Annotated in this window: 21 protein-coding genes; 12 read left to right on the top strand and 9 right to left on the bottom strand. The window is 61.8% G+C overall.

What is annotated here, in order from left to right:
* The first annotated feature begins 1 nt into the window (after position 1).
* Together AC6GQJ_RS00545 and AC6GQJ_RS00550 are read left to right on the top strand one after the other, a co-directional pair.
* Positions 2-1,672: a ribonuclease J gene (locus AC6GQJ_RS00545; protein WP_500770712.1), complete on the top strand. Its 1,671-nt coding sequence runs from the start codon at positions 2-4 to the stop codon at positions 1,670-1,672.
* Between the two features lie 63 nt (positions 1,673-1,735).
* Positions 1,736-2,161 (top strand): OsmC family protein, encoded by a 426-nt coding sequence (locus AC6GQJ_RS00550; protein ID WP_500770714.1) that lies wholly within the window; start codon positions 1,736-1,738, stop codon positions 2,159-2,161.
* 22 nt (positions 2,162-2,183) lie between these two features.
* Here AC6GQJ_RS00550 and AC6GQJ_RS00555 read toward each other — a convergent pair whose 3' ends face one another.
* From AC6GQJ_RS00555 to AC6GQJ_RS00575, 5 genes are all read right to left on the bottom strand, one after another.
* The gene (locus AC6GQJ_RS00555) at positions 2,184-3,677 is read right to left on the bottom strand and encodes a DEAD/DEAH box helicase (protein WP_500770716.1); all 1,494 of its coding nucleotides are present in this window, start codon (positions 3,675-3,677) and stop codon (positions 2,184-2,186) included.
* A gap of 162 nt (positions 3,678-3,839) precedes the next feature.
* Entirely contained in the window at positions 3,840-4,784 is a 945-nt protein-coding gene (locus AC6GQJ_RS00560; protein ID WP_500770718.1) for a glycosyltransferase family 2 protein, read from the bottom strand.
* Between the two features lie 3 nt (positions 4,785-4,787).
* Positions 4,788-5,030 (bottom strand): hypothetical protein, encoded by a 243-nt coding sequence (locus AC6GQJ_RS00565; RefSeq protein ID WP_500770720.1) that lies wholly within the window; start codon positions 5,028-5,030, stop codon positions 4,788-4,790.
* Complete coding sequence (locus AC6GQJ_RS00570) at positions 4,996-5,739, bottom strand: glycosyltransferase family 2 protein (protein WP_500770722.1); 744 nt, start codon at positions 5,737-5,739, stop codon at positions 4,996-4,998. The genes AC6GQJ_RS00565 and AC6GQJ_RS00570 overlap by 35 nt, the downstream gene beginning before the upstream one ends.
* A 4-nt stretch (positions 5,740-5,743) precedes the next feature.
* Positions 5,744-7,354: a peptide chain release factor 3 gene (locus AC6GQJ_RS00575; protein ID WP_500770724.1), complete on the bottom strand. Its 1,611-nt coding sequence runs from the start codon at positions 7,352-7,354 to the stop codon at positions 5,744-5,746.
* A 139-nt stretch (positions 7,355-7,493) separates the two neighbouring features.
* Between AC6GQJ_RS00575 and AC6GQJ_RS00580 the strand changes: the two genes are divergently transcribed.
* A complete protein-coding gene (locus AC6GQJ_RS00580; protein WP_500770726.1) occupies positions 7,494-7,859 on the top strand; it encodes a SnoaL-like domain-containing protein in 366 nt (121 codons plus the stop codon).
* A gap of 38 nt (positions 7,860-7,897) precedes the next feature.
* Here the strand turns inward: AC6GQJ_RS00580 and AC6GQJ_RS00585 are convergent, their stop codons facing one another.
* Entirely contained in the window at positions 7,898-8,914 is a 1,017-nt protein-coding gene (locus tag AC6GQJ_RS00585) for a Hint domain-containing protein (RefSeq protein ID WP_500770728.1), read from the bottom strand.
* Positions 8,915-9,049: 135 nt separating this feature from the next.
* Here AC6GQJ_RS00585 and AC6GQJ_RS00590 point away from each other — a divergent pair, with 135 nt between their 5' ends.
* The 5 genes from AC6GQJ_RS00590 (at position 9,050) to AC6GQJ_RS00610 (ending at position 14,328) form a co-directional block, all read left to right on the top strand.
* Complete coding sequence (locus tag AC6GQJ_RS00590; protein ID WP_500770730.1) at positions 9,050-9,829, top strand: SDR family oxidoreductase; 780 nt, start codon at positions 9,050-9,052, stop codon at positions 9,827-9,829.
* A complete protein-coding gene (locus AC6GQJ_RS00595; protein ID WP_500770732.1) occupies positions 9,829-10,953 on the top strand; it encodes a YhaZ family DNA alkylation repair protein in 1,125 nt (374 codons plus the stop codon). Before AC6GQJ_RS00590 ends, AC6GQJ_RS00595 begins: the two co-directional genes overlap by 1 nt.
* A gap of 142 nt (positions 10,954-11,095) precedes the next feature.
* Entirely contained in the window at positions 11,096-12,451 is a 1,356-nt protein-coding gene (locus AC6GQJ_RS00600; protein WP_500770734.1) for an SLC5/6 family protein, read from the top strand.
* Positions 12,452-12,490: 39 nt separating this feature from the next.
* The gene (locus AC6GQJ_RS00605; protein ID WP_500770736.1) at positions 12,491-13,585 is read left to right on the top strand and encodes an ABC transporter ATP-binding protein; all 1,095 of its coding nucleotides are present in this window, start codon (positions 12,491-12,493) and stop codon (positions 13,583-13,585) included.
* Positions 13,582-14,328 (top strand): Lin0512 family protein, encoded by a 747-nt coding sequence (locus AC6GQJ_RS00610; RefSeq protein ID WP_500770738.1) that lies wholly within the window; start codon positions 13,582-13,584, stop codon positions 14,326-14,328. The genes AC6GQJ_RS00605 and AC6GQJ_RS00610 overlap by 4 nt, the downstream gene beginning before the upstream one ends.
* A 54-nt stretch (positions 14,329-14,382) precedes the next feature.
* Here the strand turns inward: AC6GQJ_RS00610 and AC6GQJ_RS00615 are convergent, their stop codons facing one another.
* Entirely contained in the window at positions 14,383-15,054 is a 672-nt protein-coding gene (locus AC6GQJ_RS00615; RefSeq protein ID WP_500770740.1) for a helix-turn-helix transcriptional regulator, read from the bottom strand.
* A 190-nt stretch (positions 15,055-15,244) separates the two neighbouring features.
* On the opposite strand from AC6GQJ_RS00615, the gene AC6GQJ_RS00620 reads away from it, so the two are divergent.
* The 4 genes from AC6GQJ_RS00620 to AC6GQJ_RS00635 are packed head-to-tail and all read left to right on the top strand — an operon-like array spanning position 15,245 to position 17,768.
* Positions 15,245-15,514 carry a twin-arginine translocase TatA/TatE family subunit gene (locus AC6GQJ_RS00620; protein WP_500770742.1) on the top strand — a complete coding sequence of 90 codons (270 nt, stop codon included), beginning with the start codon at positions 15,245-15,247 and terminating at the stop codon, positions 15,512-15,514.
* Between the two features lie 3 nt (positions 15,515-15,517).
* Positions 15,518-15,991 carry a Sec-independent protein translocase protein TatB gene (gene tatB / locus AC6GQJ_RS00625; RefSeq protein WP_500770745.1) on the top strand — a complete coding sequence of 158 codons (474 nt, stop codon included), beginning with the start codon at positions 15,518-15,520 and terminating at the stop codon, positions 15,989-15,991.
* On the top strand, positions 15,984-16,910 hold the full coding sequence (tatC, locus tag AC6GQJ_RS00630) for a twin-arginine translocase subunit TatC (protein ID WP_500770747.1): 927 nt from the start codon (positions 15,984-15,986) through the stop codon (positions 16,908-16,910). Before tatB ends, tatC begins: the two co-directional genes overlap by 8 nt.
* Before the next feature lie 9 nt (positions 16,911-16,919).
* Positions 16,920-17,768 (top strand): ATP-binding protein, encoded by an 849-nt coding sequence (locus AC6GQJ_RS00635; protein ID WP_500770749.1) that lies wholly within the window; start codon positions 16,920-16,922, stop codon positions 17,766-17,768.
* Positions 17,769-17,796: 28 nt separating this feature from the next.
* Here the strand turns inward: AC6GQJ_RS00635 and AC6GQJ_RS00640 are convergent, their stop codons facing one another.
* Together AC6GQJ_RS00640 and AC6GQJ_RS00645 are read right to left on the bottom strand one after the other, a co-directional pair.
* Positions 17,797-18,822 carry a Hint domain-containing protein gene (locus AC6GQJ_RS00640; RefSeq protein ID WP_500770751.1) on the bottom strand — a complete coding sequence of 342 codons (1,026 nt, stop codon included), beginning with the start codon at positions 18,820-18,822 and terminating at the stop codon, positions 17,797-17,799.
* Between the two features lie 158 nt (positions 18,823-18,980).
* On the bottom strand, positions 18,981-20,153 hold the full coding sequence (locus AC6GQJ_RS00645; protein ID WP_500770754.1) for a peptidoglycan DD-metalloendopeptidase family protein: 1,173 nt from the start codon (positions 20,151-20,153) through the stop codon (positions 18,981-18,983).
* Positions 20,154-20,159 lie beyond the last annotated feature (6 nt).

Genomic DNA, 20,159 nt, shown 5'->3' on the forward strand with positions numbered 1-20,159 from the left:
AATGAGCAGTGAACGATTGATCTATCTGCCCCTCGGTGGGGCAGGTGAAATTGGCATGAACGCTTATGTTTATGGCTATGGCAAACCCGAACAGGAACGGCTGATCGTTGTCGACCTCGGGGTGACATTTCCCGATATGGACGGCACACCCGGTGTGGACCTGATCCTGCCCGATATCACGTGGCTCGCCGAACGGCGTGACCGGATCGACGGCATCTTTATCACACACGCACACGAAGACCACGTTGGCGCGGTGGCACACACCTATGAAAGCCTTGGTGCGCCGGTCTATGCGCGCCCCTTCACGGCCAACATTGCCAGCCGCAAGATGTCCGAACACGGCCACCCGCAGGACGCGGTGCATGTGGTCGCAGGCTGGCCCGATCAGGTACAGGCAGGGCCCTTCAAGGTCGGCTTCCTGCCCATGTCGCACTCCATCCCCGAAAGTGCCGCACTGATCATCGACAGCCCCGAGGGCCGCGTGATCCATTCCGGCGACTTCAAACTGGACGAGACACCGATTGTCGGCGAACCCTTTGACCCTGAACTCTGGGCCGATGTGTCCAAGGACGGGGTGAAGGCGCTGGTTTGCGACAGCACCAACATCTTCTCGCCCCACGCGGGACGTTCGGAAATCACCGTCGGTCCCGAGATCGAGAAACTGGTGCGCAGCCACACGTCCGGCATGGTCGTGGCCACCACATTCGCCTCGAACGTGGCGCGGGTGAAAACCATTGCCGAAGCGGGCGAGCGGGCAGGGCGGTCTATCGTTTTGCTGGGGCGCGCCATGCGCCGTATGATCGAAGCGTCGATTGAAACCGGCGTGCTCAAGGATTTCCCGCCGGTGGTCAGCCCAGAGGATGCGCGCAATATCCCGCGCGAGAACCTGATGCTGCTGGTGACAGGATCGCAGGGCGAACGCCGCGCGGCCTCGGCCCAACTGGCCAATGGCAAGTATATGGGGCTGGAGCTGAAAGAGGGCGATCTGTTCCTGTTCTCCTCCAAAACCATTCCGGGCAATGAACGCGGCGTGATCCGCATCATGAACCAGCTCTCTGAAAAGGGCGTGGATGTGGTGGACGATTCCTCGGGCCTCTACCACGTATCGGGCCACGCCAACCGCCCCGATCTGGAACGGTTGCAGGACATCGTGAACCCGCAGATCGTGGTGCCGATGCACGGCGAACACCGTCACCTGCGCGAACATGTGAAACTGACCGAAGAAAAGGGGCGCACAGGCGTTCTGGCCGTCAACGGGATGATGATCGAACTGTCGGGCAACAAGCCCCGCGTTGCCGAATATATCGAAACGGGCCGCACCTATCTGGATGGTTCCGTGCAAATCGGCGCGATGGACGGTGTCGTGCGCGACCGTATCCGCATGGCGCTGAACGGGCATGTTCTGGTCACGCAGATCCTTGACGAGCATGACGAACCCTTGGGCGATCCGTGGTGCGAAACCATGGGCGTGGCCGAAACAGGGCGCAGTAATGCCGCGCTGGTCGAGGTGCTTGAGGCGGACCTGAGCCAGTTCTTGGGCCGCGCAGACGCCAAGACGCTGCGCGATGACAAATCGCTTGAGGATGCGCTGCGCCGCGTAGTGCGCAAGTCCGCTCAGGATGAAATCGGCAAGAAACCCGAAGTGACGGTGGTCATCAGTCGTATGCACTGATGAATGCAACCAATTGATCTATCTGCGCGTTTGTTTCCAGAACAGAATTGAAAGGACACGCAGATGATCAAGAATACAGGTTCCGCAAAATGGTCCGGCGCCGTCAAGGACGGCACCGGCTATATCTCGACCGGTTCAGGCGCGCTGGATGACCAGCCTTATGGCTTTGCCAAGCGTTTTGACGGTGAACCCGGCACCAACCCCGAAGAACTGATCGGCGCGGCCCATGCGAGCTGCTTTTCCATGGCGCTGTCGATGATCTTGGGTGAACACGACCTGACCCCCGACAGCATTGAAACCACGGCTACCGTATCGCTTGAAAAGCAGGATGGCGGGTTCGCGGTGACAGCGGTTCATCTGGATGTCACCGCCAAGGTTCCGGGCGCGGACGATGCGGCGTTTGAAACAGCAGCAAATGAGGCAAAGAAGAATTGCCCCATTTCCAAACTGTTGAATGCAGAAATCACAATGTCGGCCAAACTGGCCTGACATTGGCGAAGACCGCCGCGCCTTAGCTGGCGCGGCGTTCCTCAAAGCTTAGTTGGATGAATGTGGGCGTGTGATCGCCCAGTCCGACAACCTTGTTTCCCCCACGATCATTCGAAGACGACGACCGGCTGCGGCTGTTCGACGACCCGCCACGGCTGCGGCTGGAGGAAGATTGCTTGGCCTCGGCCTCTTCGGCCTGAGGTGCGGTATCGGCCTCTGCTGGCGCGTCTGCTTTGGCCTCTGTCACTTCGACAGGCTTGGCCTCTTCCGACTTGGGCTTGCGCGGCGCACGGGTGCGCTTGGGCTTTGGTTTTTCCGCGGCGGCAGGGGCGTCCTCGGACGTTTCCGCTTCTGGCGTGGCCTTGGTGCCAAGCGGGTTGTCGATGCGCGGGATTTCTTTCTGGATCAACGCTTCGATGGCATCGAAATTCTTGTCGTCGCGACCTGTGCAGATCATCACGGCCTTGCCGTCACGTCCGGCGCGGCCCGTCCGGCCGATGCGGTGAACGTAATCTTCGGCGTGGCTTGGGACGTCAAAGTTGAACACGTGGCTGACCGATGGCACGTCCAGACCGCGTGCGGCCACGTCCGATGCCACAAGGAAGCGCAATTCACCGTTACGGAACCCTTCAAGGGTGCGCGTGCGCTGCGACTGGTCCAGATCGCCATGGATCGGCGCGGCGTCATAGCCGTACTTTTTCAACGACTTAGCCACGATATCCACATCCGTCTTACGGTTGCAGAAGATGATGGCGTTTGTGCATTTCTCGCCTTCGGCGTCGATCAGCATCCGCAGCACTTTGCGTTTTTCGGATGCCTCGCGGTCGCGGCGCGAGCCTTTGAACATCACCACACCCTGTTCGATCGTTTCTGATGCGGTCGCCTGACGCGCCACTTCGATCCGCTCGGGGTTGGAGAGGAAGGTGTTTGTAATCCGCTCGATCTCGGGCGCCATGGTGGCCGAGAAGAACAGCGTCTGACGGGTAAAGGGCGTGAGGCCGAAAATGCGTTCGATGTCGGGAATGAACCCCATGTCGAGCATCCGGTCGGCTTCGTCCACGACCATCACCTTGACGTCGTTCAGGATCAGCTTGCCACGTTCGAAATGGTCCAGCAGACGGCCAGGCGTGGCGATCAGAACGTCAACGCCCTTGTCGATGGCAGTGTCCTGTTCCTTGAACGATACGCCACCGATCAGCAGCGCCTTCGTCAGTTTAACGTATTTGGCATAGGTGTCGAAGTTTTCGGCAACCTGCGCAGCCAGTTCGCGGGTCGGGCACAGCACAAGGCTGCGCGGCATACGCGCACGCGCGCGCCCACGGGCAAGCTGTGTGATCAGCGGCAGGGTAAAGCTGGCGGTCTTGCCGGTACCTGTCTGGGCGATCCCCAGAACATCGCGCCCCTCCAAAGCAGGAGGAATCGCGCCCGCCTGAATAGGGGTGGGGCTTTCGTATCCGGCCTCTTCGATAGCTTTGAGAACCTTGGAATTGAGTTTTAGATCAGAGAATTTTGTCATGTATGTCCGTTGGTTGCGGACACTGACTTGGCCCGCGGCATCTATTGATGTCGGCCCACACGGCCCAAAGAGGAGGTCACAGACCCCGACATGCTGCGCGTCCATAGCAAAGCGCGTGCACCGCGTCAAACGCCAGCGCGGTTTGGAAGGCGGTTATAAAAGTCATGTATCGTCAAATGCTTGGTTCGGGAATTGCCGTGCAAGCGCCCCGTCGAGGTCCAGATCGACCTGCCGCAGCAATCCGTGTGCATCAAGGCGCGCGCGCAAGTCGGCGCTGTCACCCACCACTTCGTCATAAAAGGCGCGCAATCCGTCCGTTCCCTGTTCGGCTTCAAGCCAGCCGAACAGGTCATGCAGCGACATGCCCCCGTGTTCGGGTTTGGTCGCGGCCTTCAACTCGGCGCGATAGGATCCTTTTTCGCGGCGATACCCGTAAGAGGCCTGCCAAGCCTCCCATGATTTGGCATGGCAATGGGCAAGGTCGATCTGCACCAGTTCGGCCGCATCGGGCAGCATCTCGCCCCCTTGAAAGGCGTTGTGGATCTGGACCGAGATATCGTCCATCCCCGTGCGCACAAAGAGTTTTCCGGCCAGATGGCTCAGGAACCCGCCGCGCAGGTGCATCCCGAAAGTGGGATAAATCCTGTCGACCAGTGCGCGCCTGTTGCCTGTCGGCGGGATGAACGCCTTGAACATGCGATCACTGCCGCCAAGCAGTTCCATCGGGCGCACCCGTGCTGAGGTGACGTGTGGCGGCACCGCGCCAAGCACCTCGGCCACAGGGCGTTGGGGCACCAGAAATTCGTCCACGTCCATATGGATCAGCCAGTCGACCTCGGCCTTGCGCTGATAGGCGTGGGTGGCATTCACGGTCTGGCGCGCCTGATGCTTGTCAGGGCGTTTACCGGCCAGTTTTTTCCAATGCGCGGCATTGCAGGTCTGCACCCGTATTTTGGGATGCGCCTTGAGCGGGCCGTAGGCGTCGGGCGTGTCGGCATCAAGGTAAAGGTACAAACGGTGCGCGCCCTGTTCGAGGTGATAGGCGGCGAAACGCAGGATGTCGGGCGCAGGGGCAAGGATGGTGGCGGCAAGGCCCCAAGTGGTCACGGATCAGCCCTCCAACGTGCCAAAGAAACGCGCCACCTTTTCGTCCAATCCAAGGTCGCGCGTCAGCAGCATGTCATGGGCGGCCAAGAGGTCAAGCCGTTCGGGCGTGGCGACGCACATTTCGCTGTAAAAGGCGCGCAGGGCGTCAGGGTCGGGGTCGTCCATCAGGGCGCGGATCAAATGTCCCAGCGGGTTCAGGTGGCCCTTGCGGTCATGATAGCTGCCCTTGTCGAGGCGATAGGCCATGTGGCGTTGAAACGTGGCAAAATCGGGCGCGTGGGCATGGCCCAAGGTCCAGCCCGTCGATGCTGGCCCCGCCGCGCACGATCTGTCCCTGCACGCGCAGCGCATGGATGCCCTGACGCACATCCGCCAGCCCCGTGCGCGCAATCAGCTTGGGGCTTTGTGTACTGATAAATCCGCCGGGCACATGTTCGCCATAAGTCGGGTAGATGGCGCGTTTCACCGTGCCGTGGCAGGGGCGCTTGAAATGGTGCACAGGGCCGTCGCTGTCCATCATCTCGCTGGGCAGGATCGACACGAACGGCGCGTTCGGGTCCACCTGCGCCAGCAACTCGGTCAGCGGGGCGGGGGGCAGCAGGAATTCGTCCACATCGATATGTGCCAGCCAGTCAAGCTTGGTCATCCGGTAGGCGCGTGTGGCGTTGAACACCTGCCGCATCTGATGCGTGGCGCGGGCGCGCTGCGGTTTGCCCGCCCAATAGGCCTCGTCGCATTGGGTGAACCGCACACGCGGATGGGCCAGCCGTTCGGCAAGGGCCGCGTCGGGCACGTCAAGATGGATATGGATGCGATGCGCGCCCAGATCGAGGTGATAGGCCACAAAGCGGGCAATCTGCCTCAGCGATCCCTTTTGCGTCGAAACAATCCCCCATCGCAACTGCGCAGGATCGGTCTGCACTGGTTGCGGGACGGGGATCAACAGCGGCGGCATGGGGTCAGACCATCATTTCCTTGGTCGCGGTCAGGTTCACATCCGGATAGTCGCGCGCGACGCGGTCGATGTCCCATTGCAGGCGCGTCAGGTAGACGATGTCGCCATCATGGTCATGCGCGATGTGCTGTTTGTTGCTGTCGGCGAATTTCTCGACCGCTTGCTTGTCACCGCTGACCCAGCGGGCCGAGGTGAATTGCGACGGCTCGAAGCGGACGGGCAGGCCGTATTCCAGTTCGATCCGGCTGGCCAGAACCTCGAATTGCAGCGCGCCGACGACGCCCACGATGAACCCCGACCCGATGGAGGGTTTGAACACTTTGGCGGCACCTTCTTCGGCGAATTGCATGAGCGCCTTTTCGAGATGCTTAGACTTCATCGGATCGCCCGCGCGCACCCCTTGCAGAAGTTCGGGCGCGAAGGACGGAATGCCGGTGACGCGCAGCGCCTCGCCCTCGGTCAGTGTGTCGCCAATGCGCAACTGCCCGTGGTTCGGAATGCCCATGATGTCGCCGGCCCATGCCTCTTCGGCCAGTTCGCGGTCCGAGGCGAGGAACATGACCGGATTGGTGATCGCCATCGGTTTCTTGGTGCGCACATGGGTCAGCTTCATGCCGCGTTTGAAATGGCCCGAGGCCATGCGCACAAAGGCGACGCGGTCGCGGTGCTTGGGGTCCATATTCGCCTGCACTTTGAAGACAAAGCCGGAAACCTTTGGTTCTTCTGGCAAAATCTGGCGTGGCTGCGCGGACTGGATTTGCGGCTGGGGGCCATAGGTAGCAATCCCGTCCATCAGTTCCTTGACCCCGAACGAGTTGATGGCAGAGCCGAACCAGATTGGCGTCAAAGACCCTTCCAGCATCGCGGCGTGATCCAGCGGGGGCAGCAATTCGCGTGCCATTTCAAGCTCTTCTCGCAGCTTGTTCAACTGGTCCTCTGGCACGTATTCGGCCAGTTTCGGATCATCCAGCCCGTTGATCTCGATGCTTTCGGCGACCTTGTTGCGATCGGCACGGTCCATCAGTTCCAGACGGTCGCGCAGGATGTCATAGCAGCCAATAAAGTCGCGCCCGACCCCGATGGGCCAGCTGGCAGGTGTGACGTCGATGGCCAGATTTTCCTGAATTTCGTCAATGATCTCAAATGTATCGCGGCTTTCGCGGTCCATCTTGTTACAGAAGGTCAGGATCGGCAGGTCGCGCATCCGGCAGACTTCGAACAGTTTCTGCGTCTGGCTTTCAACGCCCTTGGCCCCGTCGATCACCATGATCGCGGCGTCCACCGCCGTCAGCGTGCGATAGGTATCCTCGGAAAAGTCCGAGTGGCCGGGGGTGTCGACAAGATTGAACCGGAACGCCCCGTTTTTATTGATAAAATCGAACGACATTGCCGAGGCCGAGACCGAGATGCCGCGATCCTTCTCCATCGCCATAAAGTCCGACCGCGTGCGGCGTGCCTCGCCCTTGGCGCGGACCTGTCCGGCCATCTGGATCGCCCCGCCAAACAGCAGGAACTTTTCCGTCAGAGTGGTTTTGCCCGCATCAGGGTGCGAGATGATCGCAAACGTCCGGCGACGCGCGATTTCGGGGGGCAGTTCAGGGCGATTATCCAACATGAGCGCCGTATAGCGACGGGGCTGGGACGGGGCAAGCGGTCCTGCAATCGCGGCTGTGGATCGCCCTGATGGGCTACTGACAGAAACTGACAGGGTGGCGGCGTAGGTCTGTGGTCATCAACCACAAAGGATACCGAAAATGAAATTGATGGAAATCGCAAACGCCCTCGTCGCCGGCTGTCGCAGTGGCGACACCAAGCCCAACCTCGACCGTCTTTATGCTGCCGATGCGGTGTCGGTCGAACCCGTCGATTTCGGAGAGGGGCGCGCGGCACAAGGGCTCGACGCGATCAAGGGAAAGCATGATTGGTGGGACAGCGCGTTCGAGGTGCTGGGCGGCGAGATTTCGGACCCGATGCCCCATGGCGACGACCGCTTTGCCGTGATTTTCGAGTTGCAGACCAAGAACAAGGAAACCGGCGCAATCGAGGATATGAAAGAAGTGGGGATTTACCACGTGGCCGATGGCAAGATTACCCGCGAGGAGTTCTACTTCGCCCCCTGAGACTTGACGCGTTCGGGCGCATCACAGCGCCCGGACATTTACCGCAGCGACGCGCGCCGCAGGATTTCGGCGGCGTCGGGCCGGTCCAGCAGGGATTCGGTCACATCAAGACCCGAAAGGCCCGCCGCGCTATGCTCGCTGAGCAACGCGCCGACCTCGTCCGGTACACCCGCCTTGGTGCGACTGTCGATCAACAGGGATTCCGCTGCAATTCCTTCGGCATAGATGATCTGGTGGCTGTCAAACAGCAGTTCGAAATAGTCCACGAACCCGCCATCCTGCACATAGACCGAGTCGCCGTTGACCAGATGGCGCGCCTTGACCAGCAGCTCCGAACGGCCCACGCCCAGACGGTCCTCGCGCTGGTAGATGAACAGGCGGTGGTCGGGCGATACGATCAGGTCGCGGTCATTGTTCAACGTGCCTGCAGTGATGCAGATCGGCGCAAAATCCCCTACGGCGCGCACAGTGCTTTGCCCGATCCAGCGGACCTCTTGCGGGCCGTTGTTGCGGGTCAGCAACCGGTCACCGACGGCGATATCCTCGATCAAACGCTGTGCGCCCGAGGCGAGGGTGATCTGCGTGCCACGGGTAAAGCGGGCGCAGGCCAGATGGGCGAATTTCTTGTGCACATCCGTCGTGTCCGTCCCGACCAGCGCATAGGGCGTGCGCGGCATCAACGGGGCGAGGGGCAGCAGGTAGATATGGGCGATATCGCCGCTTTGGTCCGTTTCGACCAGCACGATGGCGTCGGTGATCTGCCCGTCCGGCGACATGAGGGTCAGAGCGCAATCCAGATGAATATCGGCCCCTTCGGCACCAAGCGCACTATCGCTGGCCACGGTCAGGTGGATCGCGTCGGATGTGTGCATTGTCAGTCGTTGCGACACCGCGTCGGGCACAAGCGTATAGACATCATCCAGCACCAGTTCGTCGTGATGGGACAGCGCATCGCCCAGATTCGCCCCTTGGCTGACCAGCACATCCTCGGCCCGATAGACAGGCAGGCTTTGGATCGGGCCCAGATCGGGGGGGATGTTCACATCGTCTTGCATGGAATTGGTGCGCTTTCTGGATGGGCGACAGATAACCTAGAATTGTGGCGACCCTTGGTCAACGGTTCGGCCTTTTGCTGGCACTTGTGTCGTGACACGGGTAGCGTCGCAACCGAAAGATAAGGGAGATTTATCATGGATTTGGGAATCGCGGGAAAACGTGCGGTTGTGTGCGCGTCCTCCAAGGGGCTGGGACTGGGCTGTGCCGAGGCGCTGGCCGCTGCGGGCGTGCATCTGGTGATGAACGCGCGCGGGTCCGACGCGCTTGAGGCCGCGGCCGAGGCCATTCGCAGCGCGCACGGCGTTGAGGTGACAACCGTGGCTGCCGATGTGACCACACCAGAGGGGCAGGCGGCGCTGATCGACGCGGCGGGCGCGGTCGATATTCTGGTCAACAACGCGGGCGGCCCCCCTCCGGGGATGTGGCACGACTGGGACCGCGATGATTTCATCGCCGCGCTGGATGCGAACATGCTGACGCCGATTGCGCTGATCAAGGCGCTGGTGCCGGATATGATGACGCGCGGCTGGGGCCGTGTGGTCAACATCACCTCGCAATCGGTCAAGGCACCGATCCCCGTTCTGGGCCTGTCCAATGCGGCACGCACGGGGCTGACCGGCTATGTGGCGGGTACGTCGCGTCAGGTGGCTGCGTCGGGCGTGACCATCAACAACCTGTTGCCGGGTATCCATGCGACCGACCGCGCCGACGCGCTGGATGGCGGTGTGGTCAAGGCCGAAGGCATCACGCTGGACGAAGCACGCGACCGCCGCGCCGCGACCATTCCGGCGGGCCGCTATGGCACGCGGCAGGAATTCGGTGCGACTTGTGCCTTCCTGTGTTCGCAACATGCGGGCTTTATCGTGGGCCAGAACATCCTGCTGGATGGCGGGGCCACAAACGCGACGATCTGATGGCACGGGCGGCTGCGACGTTTTCGCTGAAGGACCAACTGTTCAATGCGGACAGTCTGGGTACCTTGGCGGATGAGGTCGCAGCCGCTGTGGACGGGTTTGACCGCGACGGGTTCCACCGCGCGGCCCTGTCCGGCATCGCGGCGCGGTCCTTGCTGGAATGCCTTGACTGGTTCGCGGATTGTCTGGAACCCTATCTCGCGCCCGATTTTGACACGATGGCGGACCAGCTTGAGGCGGCCTTGCCGCCGCCGCTTGATCCGAGTTTGGGCGACAATGATTTCGGGCGGTTCATCCACGCGGTGCACGGGGTGCTGGCGGTGCGGCACGGGATGGCGCAACCCGCCCGCGCGCTGGACCTGCTGCACGCCGCCACGCAACGGTTTTCGATGGAGTTCTATATCCGCCCCTTCCTCAACCGCTGGCCGGATGAGACACTAGCGCGTTTGGCGATCTGGGCCGACGATCCGCACTACCATGTGCGCCGATTGGTGAGCGAGGGCACGCGGCCCAAACTGCCTTGGGCGCGCAGGATTGATCTGACCACCGCGCAGACGCTTCCGCTGCTGGACCGTGTGCAGGCGGACCCGACGCGCTTTGTGACGCGTTCGGTCGCTAACCATCTGAATGATATCTCGAAAACTGACCCCGACGCGGTGCTGGAAAGGCTGGAGAAGTGGGAGCAGGCAGGTACCCAACGCCCTACGGAACGCGCATGGATGCGCCGACACGCGCTGCGCACCTGTATCAAGGCGGGGCATGCGGGCGCGATGGCGATGCTGGGCTATGCCGCCGACGCACCGCTGCGTGCCGAGATGCGGATGCTGACGCCCGAGGTGCCACTTGGAGCACCGCTCAATTTCGAGGTTTTCGTGCATGCCACGGCCACGTGCCCCGTATTGGTGGATTACCGCATTATCTTTGCCCGCCCGAAAGGCAAAACGGCGCAGAAAGTGTTCAAGCTGAAAACAGGCGAGGTGAGGCCGGACTGCCCCCTAATCCTCTCAAAACGCCATGGGCTGAAGGCGAATGCGACGACGTTCGAAATCTACCGTGGCCATCACGAGGTGGTGGTACAGATCAACGGCAAGGACCGCTGCCGCGCCCCGTTCACGGTGGTCTAGGGCCGCCCGTCGGGTCTGTTTTGCTGGCGCAAAAGCCGCCCGCCCACCGGCCCTGACACGTGCGTTCACAATCATGTGGCGGTGATGGTTTTGCATTTTCCACCGTGCTAACCCGTATGGAAACTAATGAAAGTTTCCCCGCATGACCGCACCTTTACTGATTGGCCTGTTTGGCGCTGTGATCCTTCTGACGCTTGCCGTGGCCCCGCGCCAGAGTTCGGTCGAGGGCTTCTTTGCCGGTAGCTTGGGCGGGCGCGCGCCGTCCCTTTGGGTACTGGTGCTCAGCCAAGTGACCACGTGGATTTTTGCGCGCAGCCTGATGAACGCGGCCATCTTGGGCTATTTCTACGGCATCGCGGGCACGCTGGCCTATGCGGCCTATTATGCGAGCTTCCTGAGCGGCGGTTTCATCGTGGCACGTTTGCGCGGGGCGGGGGCCGGATCGGTGCAGGACTGGTTGGGCGCGCAATTCGGTTCCGTCGGCACAGTCAGCTACAATCTGGTCATCGCGCTGCGCCTGCTGTCCGAGGTGTTTGCCAACCTGCTGGTCGTGGGCCTCATCGCTGGTGCCCTGGTCGAGGGCAGCGCGGTCTGGGCCATCGGGATCGTGGCAGTGGTCGGGCTGGCCTATTCGGCATGGGGAGGGCTGAGCGCGGCCTTGCGCACGGATGTGGCGCAAATGCTGGTATTTCTGGCTGTTTTCGGCATCGCTTTTTTCTATCTGGTCCTCAGCCCCGGTTTTTCCTTGGGTGCGGTACTGACGGCCCAAGGGACAAGCGGGGCATGGAATGGCTGGATCCTGCTGGCCGTGGCGGCGTTGCAGGTGTTTTCCTATCCCGCCCATGATCCGGTCATGATGGATCGCGGTTTTCTGGCCGATCCGGCGACAACGCGGGCGTCCTTCCTTCATGCGTTCTGGATTTCGACGCTGTGCATCATCGCGTTTGGGTTTTTCGGCATTCAGGCGGGGCTGGTCGGCGCGGAATACGAGGGCGAGTTGATCGGCACATGGGGACTGATGTTCCCACCATGGGTCTTTGTGCTGTTGATGGTGTCGCTGCTGGTGTCGGCCCTCTCGACGCTGGATTCCGCGCTGTCCTCGGCGGCGCGGCTGGTGGTTGAGGAATTGCGCGCCGCGCCGCGCAGTCTTGCCGGTGGGCGCGCTGTTATGGTGGCGTTCATGGCGGTGGGCGCGGCGCTCACCCTTTGGGGCAACGCGACGCTGTTTGATGCGGTTGCAGTCAGTGGCACGGCGTCCATGTTCCTGACGCCGGTTCTGCTGGTCGGGCTGGTGGGGGCGCGGCGGATTGCGCGCTGGTCCTATCTGGTCGCCTTTGGCGCGGCAGCGGTGGGGGCATTCGCCTACTTCGCCCGCGACTGGCCGCTGATTACCACGCTGCTGCCCGAGGCGCACAAGTACACACAACTGCTGGTCATTTGTGTCGCAGTTCTGCTTTTGGGCTTCGGTGCAGTGCTTGCGGGCGCGCGACGGGACTGATACCTCCCGACTGTTTTTATCGGGAATGGACCGGATCACGTGAACGATATACCGACCCCTCGGCTGGAAATCCGCAATCTGGTGCGCACCTTCGGCGGGCGCCGCGTCGTGGATGGCGTGTCGCTTAGTATCCAGCCGGGGCAGGTGACCTGCCTGCTGGGGCCATCGGGCTGTGGCAAGTCCACGACCTTGCGTATGATCGCAGGGGTCGAGATGCAGGATTCGGGCGAAATCTATGTGGATGGGGCGCTGATCTGTGACACGCGGTTCCGCATCCCGCCCGAACGACGCGCCATCGGCCTGATGTTTCAGGACTTTGCGCTTTTCCCGCATCTAAGCGTTGAGGGCAACGTTGCCTATGGGCTGAGCGGATCGCGCGAGGAAAAGCGCGCGCGCGTGGTCGAGATGCTGGACCGTGTGCGCATGGGCGCGTTTATCGACAAGTTCCCGCACCAGCTTTCGGGGGGCGAACAGCAACGGATCGCGCTGGCCCGCGCCCTTGCACCGCGCCCGCGCATCATGCTGATGGATGAACCGTTTTCGGGGCTGGATAACCGCCTGCGCGACGGCATCCGTGACGAGACCCTCGCCATTCTGAAAGAGGAAGACACCGGCGTCCTGCTGGTCACGCATGAACCGGACGAGGCGATGCGCATGGCGGACGAGATCGCCCTGATGCGCGACGGCCAGATTGTGCAGCGCGGCGCACCCTATAACGTCTACACCCGTCCTGCCGATCGCGCCTCGGTCGCGTTTTTCAGCGATGCCAACCGCTTGGGCGCAACGGTCGAAGGGGCGCTGGCGATGACCCCGTTCGGGCGGTTCCTTGCCCCCGGTGTGCCGGATGGCACCGAGGTGGACATCGTGTTCCGCCCCCAGCATGTGAAGATCGACTTTGACCGCGCAGGCGTCGGCCCTGGCCCGACAGCAACCGAAGGCACGGCGGCGCGTGCCTATGTGGTGCGCGCGCGGTTTATGGGCAACGAAAGCCTTGTGGAATTCCGGTTGGATGATGACGGCCCCATGATCAAGGCCACCGTGCCCGGTGTGTTCCTGCCCCAGCCCGAGACGGTGATGTGGCTGCGCATCCGGCGCGACAAATGCTTTATCTTTCCGGTGGAGGGCAGCACATGACGGGACCGATGATCGTCGAATTCGGCTTTGGCACATCCTTGCGGCGCGGCGACTATACCGAAGCGGCGGCGCGGGCGGTGCGCGCGGCCTTGTGGCGCAATTCGATCAATCTGGCCGAATATATGGGCGTCGGCAAAGAGGACATGTGCATCGAGGTGCGCATCGGCTGCGCCAAGCCCGAAGCGGTGGATACCGACGTGCTGGCAGAGGTGTTCCCCTATGGCCGCACGTCGTTTGTGGTGGAAAAGGGCGGGTTAGATGTGGCGCGCCCTGATGGCGATGGCCATGCGACCGTGATGGCGCAGGCGGCCCTGATCGTGTCGGTGAATACCTCTACGCGCCCTTCGGTGGATACCCCTACGCGCCCTTCGGTGAATACCCCCTACGCGCCCCTTGGGAGCGACAAGAAAGAACAACGCCTGATCATCGAAATGGCCCAAGGGGTCGATTTGCACGGGCAGGACGACACAAAGGCAGCGCGCCGCGCGGTTGAGCAAGCCTTGCAGGGCGTGTCCCTGCCGATCTTTGGCACGCTGGACCTTGCGCGCGACGCGATGCGGGTGGTTGTGCATATTGCAGTGCCGCGCCCCGAGGCGGTGGATCAGGACGCGATCGCTGCCCTGTTGCCCTATGGCCGGATTGAGGTGCGCTGCGAAGCCGGTGGGCTGGACGTGCCTGTGGCGGGGGAGGTCCATGTGATGGCCGTCTGCGCGTTGGAAGTTTTCCTGCCGGTAAGGAAGTAGGCGCGGGGCGCTGCGTGCAGTCTTTGCCGCGCTAACGCGCCCACCCAGCCCCCGTCATTCGCGGGCCTGATAATCCTGTAACCGCTTGCCGACCTCATCAACGAACATCTCCGGCAGCGCCTCGGCGCTTTGGATCAGGTCGACGCGAAAGGCGCGGAAGTCTTCGCGTTTTTCGCACCATGCGGTCAGCGTCCAGACCCGCCCCCAATAGTCCAGATGCAGCGGCCTGATCGTGCGGGTGGTGATGCGGTCGCCCTTGGAATGATAGGTCAGGCGCAGCTTTTGACGCGCACGGATCGCGGCGCGCAAGGTGGGCATCTGGGCAAAGCCGCGCACCGCATCGGCAAACGGGTAGGTGGCGAACTTCCATGCCTCGGCCTGTGCAATGCCGCGTTCGGGCAGGGCGGCGTCGATCTTGTCCGCAAGGGATTGCGCGGCGGATTTCAGATCGCTGTCGGCGGCTTCGGCCACGATCGCAATGCCGAGGTTCAGCGCCTCAAGCTCGTCCGCCGTCAGCGACAAGGGGGGCAGGGTGGTGACGGGCGCGATGGTGTATCCGGTGCCGCGCGTGCCCTGTACCGGCACGCCCGAGGACACCAGCGTGTCCATATCGCGGTAGATGGTACGCACCGAGACCTCCAGCGCCTGCGCCAGATCCTCGGCACGGTGCACGCCGCCAGTGCGCAGGTGCTGCATCAGATCAAACAGGCGGTCGCTGCGTGCCATGGTTGGACTTTCAATAGGTCAACACCTGACATTAACCTGTCAGGTGTTGATGTAACAGCCGTTTCTTCGTTCGTTTTGCACGATCTAGTCGGCGGAAAACTGTGCCAAATGCTGGCGTGCTGCGCTTGTGGCTAATACACCGATGTCCGAACTGGTGGCACATGCCACCCCAATGGGAGATATATGAATTATGCCACTCAACAATATTGGTTTGCCGGGGCTCCTTTTGATCGCAGTTGTGGTGCTTGTCCTGTTTGGACGGGGCAAGATTTCCGGTCTGATGGGCGAAGTGGGCAAGGGCATCACGAGCTTCAAAAAAGGCATCAGCGAAGGCCAGAAAGAGATCGAAGACGGCGCCCATGACGACGTGGCCACCAGCGCCAAGGACGTGACACCGCAGCCGACGGACGCCGGTACGCACCCAAAAACCGACGTCGACGTCGAAAAAAACAAGGTCTGATCCATGTTCGACCTCGGCTGGACCGAGATGCTCGTGGTCGGGATCGTCGCGTTGATCGTGATCGGTCCCAAGGACCTGCCCGTGCTGTTTCGCAATGTCGGTCGCTGGATCGGCAAGGCCAAGGGCATGGCACGCGAGTTTTCCTCGGCGATGAATCAGGCCGCCGATGAGGCGGGCGTGCGCGACATCCAGAAAACCATCAAGACAGCGACCAATCCGGTCGGTTCTGCCATGGATGGGGTGAAGGATGCGGCGCGTGATGTGACATCATCGCTCAGCAATCTCGACAAGGATAGCGAGACTGGAAAGATGGCCGCCGAGAAGGCAGAGCGCGCTGAAAACGCCCGCAAAATACAGGCCGCTACCGCCCGCGCCCAAGCCGAGCGCAAGGCCAAGGAAGCGGCAGACGCCCTGAAAAAGGCCGAAGAGCTTGAAGCCGCGGCCCCACCAGCAGCAAAAGAGACCAAAGATGGCTGACGCGCCCGATATGGACGACAGCACCGCCCCCCTGATCGAGCATCTGGCCGAGCTGCGCACGCGGCTGATCCGCTCTGTGGTGGCCTTTATCATCGGGATCGTGCTGGCCTTTACGGTGGCCGAACCGATCCTGCAATTCCTGCTTGAGCCGATTGAATCGACGCTGCGGGAACTGGGTGATCCGTCGCCCACGATGCAATATACCAGCCCGCAGGAATACCTGTTCACGTTGTTCCGTATCTCTATGGTGTTCGGCTTTGCGCTCGCCTTTCCGGTGATCGGTATGCAGCTGTGGCGCTTTGTGGCGCCGGGGTTGTACCGTCAGGAAAAGGACGCGTTTCTGCCCTTCCTGATCGCCTCGCCGCTGATGTTCCTGCTGGGCGCGTCCTTTGCCCATTTCGTGGTCACACCGCTGGCCATGGCGTTTTTCCTTGGCTTTGCCGATGTGCCGTCGATCATTGCCGATCTGATGAGCAGCTTTGCCTCTGACGTGCCGGTCACGGGGGAAGAGATCGCCGTGGTGCCTGAAACGGCCCAAGGCATCCGCATCACCTTCTTTGGTAAGGTGAACGAAAGCCTTGATATCACTTTGAAATTCATCATGGCCTTTGGTCTGTGCTTCCAGTTGCCCGTCTTGCTGACCCTGATGGGCAAGGCCGGTTTGGTCAGTGCCGAAGGGCTGGCCAATGTGCGCAAATACGCGATGGTGGGCATTCTGGTACTGGCCGCGCTGGTCACACCGCCAGACGTCATCACCCAAGGAATCCTGTTCACAGTTGTCTACGGCCTCTACGAGATTTCGATCTTCCTTGTGCGCCGTGTCGAGAAAAAGCGCGATGCGCGCCTGCGCGAAGAGGGCTATTTCGACGATGAGGACGAAGATGATCTGGGCGACCTGCCCGAAGACGAGACCAAGTGAGCCCACGCCATGATTAACGACCCGATGGACCGCATCGCCGCCGCGCTTGAGCGTATGTCACCCGCGCCGATGGATGTGCCCAATTTCGATGCTGCCAGTGCCTTTGCGTGGCAGACAGGGCCGGACCGGCTGGAACCTGTGCACGCCGTGTCGCGGGTGCCGCTGGACCTGCTGCTTGGCGTTGAACGCTCACGCGATACGCTGCTGGCCAACACGCGCCAGTTCGCGCAAGGGCTGCCAGCCAACAACGCCCTGTTGTGGGGCGCGCGGGGCATGGGGAAATCCAGTCTGGTCAAGGCGATACATGGCGCGCTTGAACAGGAATTTCCGCATCTCAAGATCGTGGAACTGCACCGCGAGGATCTGCCCTCGGTCGGGCGTCTGCTGACCCTGTTGCGCCAAGCCGACGAGTCGCGCTTTGTGCTTTATTGCGACGACCTGAGCTTTAGCCACGATGACCAGCATTACAAATCGCTCAAGGCGGTGCTGGACGGCGGGATCGAGGGGCGGCCTGATAATGTGATCCTCTATGCCACGTCCAACCGTCGCCATCTGATGCCGCGTGACATGATCGAAAACGAACGGGGCAGCGCCATCAACCCGTCCGAAGCGGTGGAGGAGAAAGTCTCTCTTTCCGACCGGTTCGGGCTTTGGCTGGGGTTCCATGCCTGCGATCAGGACCAGTATCTGGCGATGATCCGTGGCTATTGTGACGCCTACGGGGTCGAGATCGACGCTGACACATTGTGGGCCGAGGCGATTGAATGGCAGGCCACGCGTGGGTCACGGTCGGGCCGTGTCGCGTGGCAGTATTTCTGCGATCTGGCAGGGCGGCGCGGCGTATCGCTGACCCGTTAAGGGCAGCGCGCCGCTCGTCCTCATCTCGTCAGGCAGCCAGAAGCCGCGATTCATAGCTGCGCAGACAAGGCGCGGCCATTTGGCCATAGGCGTCGAGGTCGGGAAACAACTGCCGGATTTCTTCCTGTGCCGCTTCGGGCACCGCGCCCATCGCGACCGAACCGGGATACAGTGTCTCGCTCCAGATGCCGTAGGTTTCCACCAGTTGGTGCGCGTCCAGCAGGATGTGGCAATAGGTGACGACGCCGCCAGTCTTGCGATAGACGCCATCAAGGCACAGAAGATCCTGCGCCCGAACCAGTACCGCTTCCTGTCCAAAGAACAGCTCGGCCCGCCAATCGCTGAGCATGACAGCGTGTTGGGGGGAGACGATCAGATCGCGGCTATTGCCCAAGGTGCCCGCGCTGATCACAATCGGGGCAAGGTCGTCTTTCGCGGCGACCGTCGTGGCACCGACCCATCGGATCGGCTGCGCGCCGTGATCGGCAGTGATCACTTCGTCACCCACCTCAAGGTCTTCGATCCGGCGTTCGCCAGTTGGGGTTCCGACCATCGTGCCGCTGGTAAAGCAGACCACCTGCGCGCCAAGATCCAAATGGGGCGTGCTGTCGTCATTCTCGACAATGCCGCCAGTGGTCAGGTTGGTATTGGGTGGGGGCATCCCGTCGGGGAAGACAAGGAAATACCCGTTCTCGCCTGCGTCCTGAACGTCGTTGTCGTTGTTGAGGTCAACGTCGATGACACCGATGCGCCATGTGGTCGTGCCGTCGGTGACGGTGAACGTATAGTCCCAGATCAACTGGCGTTCGACGCCATCGACCATTGCTGTCTGTTCCCACGCGCCGCCAAAGCGTTCTTGCGTGTCCACGAATTCGTTGGCGTCGCCATCGCCGTTGAACACGGTCGCGCCGTCGTTTTCCTCGACCACGAAATAGGTGGTGTCACCCGTATAGCTCCACGTGCCATTGGGCGCGTAAGCATAGTCCACGGGTTGGCCGTTGAGGGTGCTTTGCGTGCCGCGCAGGGCGAACGTATAGGCGTAAAAGACTGGCATGGACGAATCCCGATCAAAGTCGTTGCGTTAACAACTTAGTGCCCCCCCAAAGGGGCGCGGGTTGGGCGATAGCCGGTCGTTTAAGTTAATTTATAGGTGATTTTTAGACGAATGGGGCGCGCAGCAGAACGGCGCGCCCAGATTGCCGTGATCCTGCCCTAATTGAAGTAGGGGGAGGGGTCCACGCTGTCAAAACCGTCGCGTACTTCGAAGTGCACAAAGGCCTGATCGTCCGTGGCGCGCAATGCGGCGATGGACTGGCCCCGCTGAACCGAATCCCCTTTGGCCACGGCCACTGCATCGACGTTGGCATAGACGGTTAGCAGGTTGTCGGGGTGACGGATCACCACAATCGGAATGCCTTCGGCGCTTTTTGTAATGGCGGCAACAGTGCCGGCGGCGGCGGCTTTGACGGGGGCCGAGGGCGCGCCCTTGACGTCGATACCTTCGTTGCGACCCTTCGCATAGGTGCGGATGATGCTGCCCTGTACCGGCATGGTCATCGCCGTGGCGGCGGGTTTGGCCGTGGTTTTGCCCACATCGGCCACGGGTTTGTCAGGCGCGGGCGTGGCGGCAGGCACGGCGCTGGTATCCTCGGTCGGCAACGGCTTGGCGGCACTGGGCGGCACAGGTGTGGCCGACCCCGATCCGGGCGGGGTGGTATCAACCTCGGTCTGGCGCTTGGGCGGGGCGACGCGGGCGACGGGGATCAGCAGGTACTGGCCTTCGCGCACGGTATATTCGGTGTTCAGCCCGTTCCATTCGGCCAACGATTTCACCGGCACCTGATAAAGCCGCGCAATGGTAAAGGCGGTTTCGCCCCGTTCAACCTTGTGTCGCACAGGTTCCTGACCTGCAGGTGCCAGCGGTGCACTGGTCACGGTAGAAGCGGCAGGCGTCGGGGCCGAGCGTTCGATGGCAGAACCTGCCAGTGTGCTCACATCGACGCCTTGCGGGGCGCTGATCGTGGTGGCAGGTTCGGCGACACGGCGGGGCAGGGCGATGACCTCGTCCTTGCGCAGCGGTACATCGGCAGCGATCCCGTTAAAGCTGGCCAGTTCCGCGGGCGGCAAGCCCACGCGGTTGGCCACGTCGGTCAGCGTGTCGCCACGGCGGGCCACAGCAACCTGATAGTTGGGATAAGAGATAACCCCGCGCGCATCGGCCTTTGGCCGGTCGGTTGTGGCGTTGCGTGCAGCGGCGCGGGTGTTGAACCCGCCTTCGGGGCCGCGCAGGTCAAAATCCAGCGGTTCGTCACAGGCCACAAGGGCCAGCAAGGCCATACCTGCACATGTCATGCGCCCGCGACGGGCCGAAAGGGAAAAACTCATCTGCAT

Source organism: Tateyamaria sp. 7Alg 36, from assembly GCF_059882455.1.